Here is an 8,204-nt window from a genome sequence, read left to right as displayed (position 1 = left end):
TTGAAAAACACCCCAACATCATTGAGGTGTTATTATGTCTAATTAAACCTTCTGTCCATTTTTAGTGTCCCAGTTTAGTAACGCTTATGCGTTATTTTTTTACACATTTTGTGAAAAAAATAACTATTTACTTAACTTATAGTTAAGTATGTAATAAAATGAATTTATATTTATTATTTTATTTACTCAATTTACTAAGGAGATTTATGAAAAAATTAAAATACTTATTCTTTGGAGCAGGTTCAATTGTTTTAACTACTGCACCTATTGTTACTAACTCATGTCATTCAGAAAAAGCACCTGAAGCACCTAAAGTAAAAACATACACAGAAGAAGAAGTTGCTGAAAAAATTAAAGCAGCTCAAACTTTAATCGCAAATGGTGGAGGAATCGGTAGTTCAAATGCATGAAACTCATTCTCTGGAGAAAAACATGCTATGGGGATGCAAGTTTACAAAAATGCTAAAGCTGCTTTTGACAAAATGATTACACAACCAAATGTTGATTTAACTAAAGTTAATATTTCTGGTGATAAAATTGTTGTTTCAGCACCAGAAGAAGGTAAATTCATTCCAGTGGTATTCATGGATTTAGATGAAACTGTTTTAAATAACTTTAAATACCAAAACTATTTATTCCTTAACAATAAATCATACGATGGACGTGCATGAGATGATTTTGTTAGTCAAGCTATTTCTACAGAAGTTCCTGGGGCAATTGATTTTATTAAGCATGTTTACTCAAAAGGTGGAGTAGTATTCTTTAACTCTAACCGTTCTCAAAAATGACATAAAGAACCAAGTAAAACAAACTTAATTAATTTAGGGCTTGAGGCTAAATATATGCCTGATTTTATTTGATGAATGCAAGGTGTGGATTTAGCTAATAAACAAAAACCTTATTCATCAACAACCTCTACAAAATCAGAAAAAGAAGAAAGAATGCATCTTGTAAATAATAATAAAATTACAATTGGTGAAACACCAGTTCAATTCAAAGTTGTTATGAGAGTTGGGGATGATATTTCTGATTTCAATGACAACTTCACTAAAAAATCAGGTGTAACTTCTGAACAAGTTGTAGGTGAATTAAAATCTGATTCAAATAGGTATGGTGACTTATTCGGAAATATGGATATTTCTGTAATGGGAACATACTATAACAAAGAAACAGGTGCTTGAGAAGATGAAACTCACTCTGAATCATATGTTTTAATTCCTGGAAATTCATCATATGGAAGTTGATTATCACATTTAATTGGTCAAAAAGGATACAACTACGCTAAGATTACTGAAAAATTAAAAGGATTTATTTACGTTCCTTCAAAAAGTTAGTTAATTTAATATAAAAAATAAACCAATAAAATGGTTTATTTTTCTTTTTCAATTACATAAATTTGGTCGTTTATTCAAACAACATCACCTGGGTGTATTTTTGAAGATCTGCCTTCAGGTTTTTTATTATTAATTTTAATATCATTTGTCTCGATAAAGAATTTAGCTTGACCACCTGTATCAGTCTCATTGATTTTCTTTAAAAATTGACTTAATTTGATTGAATCACCTGTTATTTTAATTGTCATAATTAATTGTTATAAAACTTTCTTAATGGTGTAATTAATTGAATATGTGAATTATCATTTTCTGTTAATAAAAGTACTCTATCTTCTTTTTCAGAAATGAAAATATTAATATTACCTGGTTCTAACTGTGAAACTGCATCTTTAATATAAATGTAGTTAAAGTCCATATCAATAGGTTTTCCTTCTAAAATTTGAAATTTATTTGAAACAGCCTTACCTGTTCCGATTTCAGGAACTTCAAATAAAACTTTAATTTCATTTTCATTAAATGAGAATTCCATTTTTCTATCTTTTTCTGTGATTTGGAATAAAGCTGTATTAATAACTTTTAATAATTCATCTTTTTCAATAGAAAATCTTCTTGTGTATTTTGTCTGGAACAATGATGAAATATCGATATATTGAATTTTGCTTACAGAAATATAAATTACTGTATTTTCGTAAGAAATACCTATTTTATGCTCATCAAAGAATAATTGAACTTTTTCTGGTGCATCTTTTGTAATGAGTTTTTTAAGACTTTTTGCATCAACTGTTAAATCGATATCAACTTTCTTATCAACTTTTAAAATTTCAGTTGAAAGTCTATATGAATCAGTTGCTACAAATCTTACATTTTCTGAATTTTTAGATGTTATATTAATACATTTAAAAACTATTGAGTTTAATTTATCATTACTTATCGTTGTTGAAATTGAAACATTGTTAATAATTTTATCTAATCTCTGAGAGTCAATTTCAAGAGTGTTTTTTTGATCTTCAAAATTTGTATCAATATGTTGTGTAATATCATTTGTTGTTAAAGTAAATGAAGTTGAACCTTCATAAATATCAATTAAATTACCTCTTTGTTTAAAAGTGATTTCTTTATTGAATTTCTTAATAATGTTTTTTAATAAAGAAGCTAAAATACAAAGTTTTCCTGCTTTTTCAACTTTAATTTTATCTTCATCAACCTTAATAACTTTTCTAGCTGCTATAGATGCGTTAGCAGCTGTTAAAACTAAGTTTTGAGTATCTAATTCAATCTTAATTGTTCTTGATAAATAATGCATATCATTATTATCAATATAATTAGACATAAATTCAATTAATTGATCTATTAAATGTTTTGAAATTGTAAATTTCATATCTTCTCCTTAATATAAATATTAATAGTTGTTAATATGTTTATAACTTTCAAAAAGTTAAATTTTAGTGTGTTTTTCTATTATTTTTTAAGTTTTTAGTTAAAAATAAATGTTTATAAATTATTAATAATTCTTGCGCATCTTATCTTCTACTTCATTTATAACTTTTTTAACTTTAATATCATCTTTAGTGTTTATTTTCTTTAAAGCACTTAATATAGTTGAATGATCTCTTTTAAACAATTTACCTAATTCATTAGATGAATAATCTAAATGCTTTTTAATCATATAAATTGCAATTTGTCTCGCTAAAAAGATATTAGATTTTCTCGATGGGCTTAAAATGTTTTTAACTGGTATTTTGTAATATTCTGAAACAGCTTTTAAAATTATTTCATCAGTAATTTCTGCTTTATCTTTAATAAAATCGCCAAAAATATTTTTAATTGTTTTTATAACTAAAGTTTTTGGTAATGATTTAATTTCTTTTTCATAGAAACTTAATCTTTTTACAGCACCTGTAAGTGTTCTGATTGAATTTGAATTATTTCTTATGATGAAATCTTTTGATTCATCATCTAATGTGTTTGTGTCGAAGTTGTTTTCTGTAAGTAAGAAATCTAAAATCTTATGTAAATCTTCTTGTTCAGGCTGTTTGATTTTTGTAATAAACCCAGATTGAATTCTAGAAACAAGTCTTTCATCAAATATTTTAGAAATTCCATTTATATCTGTATCTGAACAAAAAATGGTTAATTTACCTTTTTCCATTCTACTATCTAGAACTTGGAAAATATAATCCTTTGTAGCTTTTTTATTCCCTGAACCATACAATTGGAAATCGTCAAACATTAAAATGTCGTAATTATCAATCAATTTCTTCTGAAATTTATTAAGAACATCAACTGAATTTTCTTTTAATAAAGGTTGAATTCATCGAATAAACTCAGTTGCATTAACAAGGAATGATGATTTACCTTCTTTGGTTAAAGCGTTAGAAATGGCTTTTAAAAGGTGAGTTTTACCTAAACCGGAGTTACCTGTGATAAATAAAACTTCTAGTTTGTATTCATCGTCAATAATTGATTTACAAATATTTAAAGCTTCATCATTGAATGAACCATGAATATAGTTATGAAATGTATATTCAATACCATCTGTTTTCTTTTTGTTTGTTGTAGGTATCTGAATATTTAAGTTTTTACTTTGTTTTTCAGTTTCTTTAAGTGCATCTAAAGTCTCTTTATCAATTATTCTGTAAGCAACATTCGCTCCAAAAATTTCTTTGACTGACTTATCAAAAACATTTTTGTAATAATTTTTAAATGAACTTAAATTAGGATGGACTTTAGGGAAATAAATAACAACTTCATTGTTTTTGAAACTAAGAATTGTTAAATTTTTAAAAAACGTTTTAAAAGCGAGATTATCTTGAATTTCATTCTTTATATACTCAATATAAAGTTCATTGTAAGAGTTTAATTTCGCTTCTTCTTTGTTTTTCTCTTCATCGAAATTATTAATATTCATAGCTAAATTTTATTACTATATAAAAAACATATTTAAAAATAAGTTATAAACAACTTTAACAACATAGTTATGCAAAAGTTATCCACAACTAAAGTGTCTAAAATGTAAGTAAAAAAGCACTTATTAACATATTTATATTTTATTGTTTTAAGTATGTGGATAACTTATCAAAAATAATCTAATTTGACACCTAAAATAAAGGGTGATATATAAAAATTAAATCTTTATAATTTAAATAAATAGATAGAAAGTAAGGAGAGAAAATGAAGGGTAAATTTATTAAGCAAATTAAAGGTGGTAAAGAATTAGGTTGAGCACTTATGTTATTTTTACCTGAAGGTAAAAGTCAAACATTCTTAGTTTTTGTTACAAATGTCTTTCCAAATTTATATAAAAAATACGAAGTTGAGTTTGGGGATAATCCTAAAGCAAGTTACAAAAACTCAAAAATTATTAAGAATTTAGAGTTGATAATTGAAGATGTGGAAACAGATTGAGTTGATTATCTTTCAAAAAATGTACCTAACATCGGTAAATTAACTGCTAAAAAAATAATCGATGAATTTGGACAAGATTTATTTACTAAACTAGCAGATATTGAAAATTATAGAGATGAATTATTAAGTGTAATTACTGATAAACAACTAGAATCATTGGTTAAATATTATGAAGAAAATAGTGCAAGATTAAAATCGCTACTAAACTTAACTGAAGAAGATAAGAAAAATATAAATTTATTTAATAACCCAAGAGTTAGTGATTTAGTTGAAAAATTAGCAACTATTCACGGTTCTAGAGAATTTAATTTCATTGAATATTATAAAAACAACTCTCCTTATTACTTGTTTATAGATAAAGTGATTGATGATATTTTTAAAGTTGATACTTTTGCATTCTTATTGAATTGAACTAAAGAAAATTATCAAAGATACATAGCTTACTTATATAAAGTTGTTTGAGATTTAGAAACTCAAAACAGTACAATTTTTGATTTAGATACATTGCAAGTGAAATTCAAAAAAGCTATTGAAGATGCGAATATAAAATGAAATTCATTAATAAATGAAGAAGAAAGTGATTTTACATTCATAAAAGACGAAATTGATGTAGATATCATTTTTGAAAGATTTATTAGAGATGAACATTTAATTCAAGTTTTACCTGGTTTCTTTACTTTGAAAGCTACATTTGATAAAGAAGCATATATTTACAATAGATTAATGAAATTAGCTAATTCAGAATTAATTTGCAAATTAAAACCTGAAGCTATGATTGATTTGAAATTCTTATCAAAGCAACAAAAAGCTGCTTATGATAATTTCATAAACAAAAATATTTCAATAATAAGTGGTGGACCAGGAACAGGGAAAACATTTGTTATTAAACATATTTATGAAACATTAAAGAAAAACAAAGTTAAAGCAAATGAATTCGCTATCTTAGCACCAACAGGTAGGGCTGCAACTAATGTTTCTATAAAGATTAAACATCAAATTAGAACGATTCATAGCTATTTACAAATAGCCAATACAGATGAAAAAATTTCTTTAACTAATTTAGAAGAAATTGCTGATTTAAGAATTTTAATTATTGATGAGTTTTCAATGATTGATGTTAACTTATTAGATAAATTGTTAAAAGCAAGTCCTAAATTAGAAAAGATTGTTTTAATCGGGGATACTTTCCAGTTACCAGCAATTGGACCGGGTAACTTATTAGATGATTTAATTTTTTCACAAAATATACCTACAACATACTTAACTAAGTTTTATAGAAGTGATTCGGAAACAATTTGAAAACATTTTTCAAATATTAACAGAGGTGAAGTTGATGATTCAATGTTTAAACCTTCTGAAGTTGATTTAGTTAAAGTAGATAACAAAAACTTTCATAATGATTTATTAATTCTATATACAAAAGAAGTTGAAAAATTCGGAATTAACAACGTTATCATCCTTATTCCAACTTACAGACATCAATATGGAATTAATGAAGTTAATAAGAAAATTCAAAATGCAATAAATAAAAATGATGTTTTTGCAACAAACTGAAAAAACTATAGTCAAATTGAATATAGAATAAACGATAAAGTTATGCAGTTAGAAAATAGAAATAACGAAAATATTTCTAATGGTGATATCGGTTATATAACTGATGTTGTTTATGAGGATGCAACTTCTAAATTAGGTAACAAAAAAGTTAAGAAAATTAAAGTTACTTTCTATAGAGGAGATGAATGAAAAAAAGAAATTGAGTATTCATTAAGAGAATTTCAAGAACAAATTCAACTTGCATATAGCACTACAATTCACAAATTCCAAGGTAGTGAAATTGACTCTGTTATTATGGTGATTCATAATGAACACGCATTTATGCAAAGTAAAAAAATGCTTTATACAGGTGCATCGAGAGCAATTAAACACTTGCAAATATTTATTGACCAAAGTGTTGATTACAAAAGTTTAATTGAAAGAATACACGCAACAAGTGCTAATCAAGTGCATACAAACTTAAGATTCTTTATCCAAACAGAAAGAAGGGTGTAATGAAATTAATAGTTGGTTTAGGAAATCCAGGAGATAAATACAAATACACTAGACACAATGTTGGTTTTATGGTTATTGATAAAATCTGTAAGCAAATGGGTGTCGAGTTAAACAAATCTAAATTTAATGGTGAATATGTTAAGTTAGATGATTTAATAATTGCAAAACCAATGACTTATATGAATAAATCAGGTGAATTCGTTCAAGCAATAGCTCAATTTTTCAAAATTAATCCTGATGATATTTTGGTTATTCATGATGAAAAAGACTTTCCGCTAGGAAAAAGTGCAATTAAAATTGGTGGTTCAGGAGGAAGTCATAACGGTGTTTTAAACATTGTTCAAATGCTTAATACTCAAGAATTTAAAAGATTAAAAATCGGAATTAATACAGAACACAGAGAACCATTAAGAGATTTTGTTTTAGGTAATTTTACACCTGAACAAATGTTGGTTTTAGAGCCTGTGTTAAATAAAGCAGCAGAAGCTTCAATTTCATTTGTCTACAATGATATCCTAACTGTTATGAATAAATACAATGTCAAATCAAAAAACTAAATATTTACTAGCTGTTAGTGGTGGACCAGACAGTATGTTTATGTTGAATGAATATAAAAACAAAAACATAATTGTTGCTCATGTTAATTACAATCAACGTACTGATAGTGGTTTGGATCAAAAAGTAGTTGAAGATTTTTGTAAGAGTCATAATATCAAGCTCTATGTTTTAGAGTTATCTAAAAATGATTATGTTAAAGGTAACTTTCAATCTTGAGCTAGAGAGCAGAGATACAAATTTTTCAAAGAAGTTTATGTAAAAGAAAATTGTGACAAATTGTTAATTTCTCATAATAAAGATGATTTTTTCGAGACTGCATATATGCAAAAGCAGTCTAAAAGAAATGTTTTATTCTATGGAATAAAACAATCAAATCTTATTGATGGAATTAATATTTATAGACCTTATCTATTTAAGTATTTTAAAAATACAATAACAAAGAAAAATCAAAAAAATCACACACCTTTTTGTTTTGATTACACGAACAATTTACCTAAGTATTCAAGAAATAAAATAAGGTTAGATTTCGCTAAAAAAACACTCTATAAAAATACATTTATAGCTTGTAAACTGGTAAAAAACTTCTTTTTAAGTTTCAAAAGAAAAAAAATTCAAAAAGAATTTCAAATTTGAAAAGAATCAAGATTTAAGCAAGGTGTTTTTGAAAAACTCAAGCACAAAAAACATTTAGTTTATCAATACATTCACACATATTTTTCTGATGAAAACATTGAATTAAGCTCATCGAAAATCAAATCAATTATTGGTTTTATTCTGTCTAAAAACAGAACTTCAAAATACCTTTTAAAGAACGGTTTATATTTTGTCAAATTAAAGGGTGAATTGCTAAATTAATAG

Annotated in this window: 7 protein-coding genes; 4 read left to right on the top strand and 3 right to left on the bottom strand. The window is 25.6% G+C overall.

The annotated features are described in order from the left end of the window. Positions 1-206: 206 nt before the first annotated feature. A complete protein-coding gene (locus ACNF36_RS00345) occupies positions 207-1,334 on the top strand; it encodes an HAD family acid phosphatase (protein WP_418303332.1) in 1,128 nt (375 codons plus the stop codon). 35 nt (positions 1,335-1,369) lie between these two features. Here the strand turns inward: ACNF36_RS00345 and ACNF36_RS00340 are convergent, their stop codons facing one another. From ACNF36_RS00340 to ACNF36_RS00330, 3 genes are all read right to left on the bottom strand, one after another. Continuing rightward, positions 1,370-1,582: an RNA-binding S4 domain-containing protein gene (locus ACNF36_RS00340; RefSeq protein ID WP_323176757.1), complete on the bottom strand. Its 213-nt coding sequence runs from the start codon at positions 1,580-1,582 to the stop codon at positions 1,370-1,372. A gap of 2 nt (positions 1,583-1,584) precedes the next feature. Then, positions 1,585-2,712, bottom strand: a complete 1,128-nt coding sequence (locus ACNF36_RS00335) for a DNA polymerase III subunit beta (RefSeq protein ID WP_418303331.1) — start codon at positions 2,710-2,712, stop codon at positions 1,585-1,587. Positions 2,713-2,835: 123 nt separating this feature from the next. Next, positions 2,836-4,242: a DnaA ATPase domain-containing protein gene (locus ACNF36_RS00330; RefSeq protein WP_418303330.1), complete on the bottom strand. Its 1,407-nt coding sequence runs from the start codon at positions 4,240-4,242 to the stop codon at positions 2,836-2,838. 263 nt (positions 4,243-4,505) lie between these two features. Between ACNF36_RS00330 and ACNF36_RS00325 the strand changes: the two genes are divergently transcribed. From ACNF36_RS00325 to tilS, 3 genes are read left to right on the top strand one after another with little or no spacing between them, the layout of a single operon-like run. Continuing rightward, the gene (locus tag ACNF36_RS00325; RefSeq protein ID WP_418303329.1) at positions 4,506-6,788 is read left to right on the top strand and encodes an AAA family ATPase; all 2,283 of its coding nucleotides are present in this window, start codon (positions 4,506-4,508) and stop codon (positions 6,786-6,788) included. Then, positions 6,788-7,345, top strand: a complete 558-nt coding sequence (gene pth / locus ACNF36_RS00320; protein ID WP_257089122.1) for an aminoacyl-tRNA hydrolase — start codon at positions 6,788-6,790, stop codon at positions 7,343-7,345. The genes ACNF36_RS00325 and pth overlap by 1 nt, the downstream gene beginning before the upstream one ends. Beyond that, entirely contained in the window at positions 7,326-8,201 is an 876-nt protein-coding gene (gene tilS, locus ACNF36_RS00315; RefSeq protein WP_418303328.1) for a tRNA lysidine(34) synthetase TilS, read from the top strand. Before pth ends, tilS begins: the two co-directional genes overlap by 20 nt. Positions 8,202-8,204: the final 3 nt, after the last annotated feature.

Origin of the sequence: Mycoplasma sp. 4463 (assembly GCF_048381515.1) — a bacterium.
Lineage (GTDB): Bacteria > Bacillota_I > Bacilli_A > Mycoplasmatales > Metamycoplasmataceae > Mycoplasmopsis.
The sequence above is the reverse complement of the archived record's forward strand: the minus strand, read 5'-3'. Positions and strand labels throughout refer to the sequence as shown.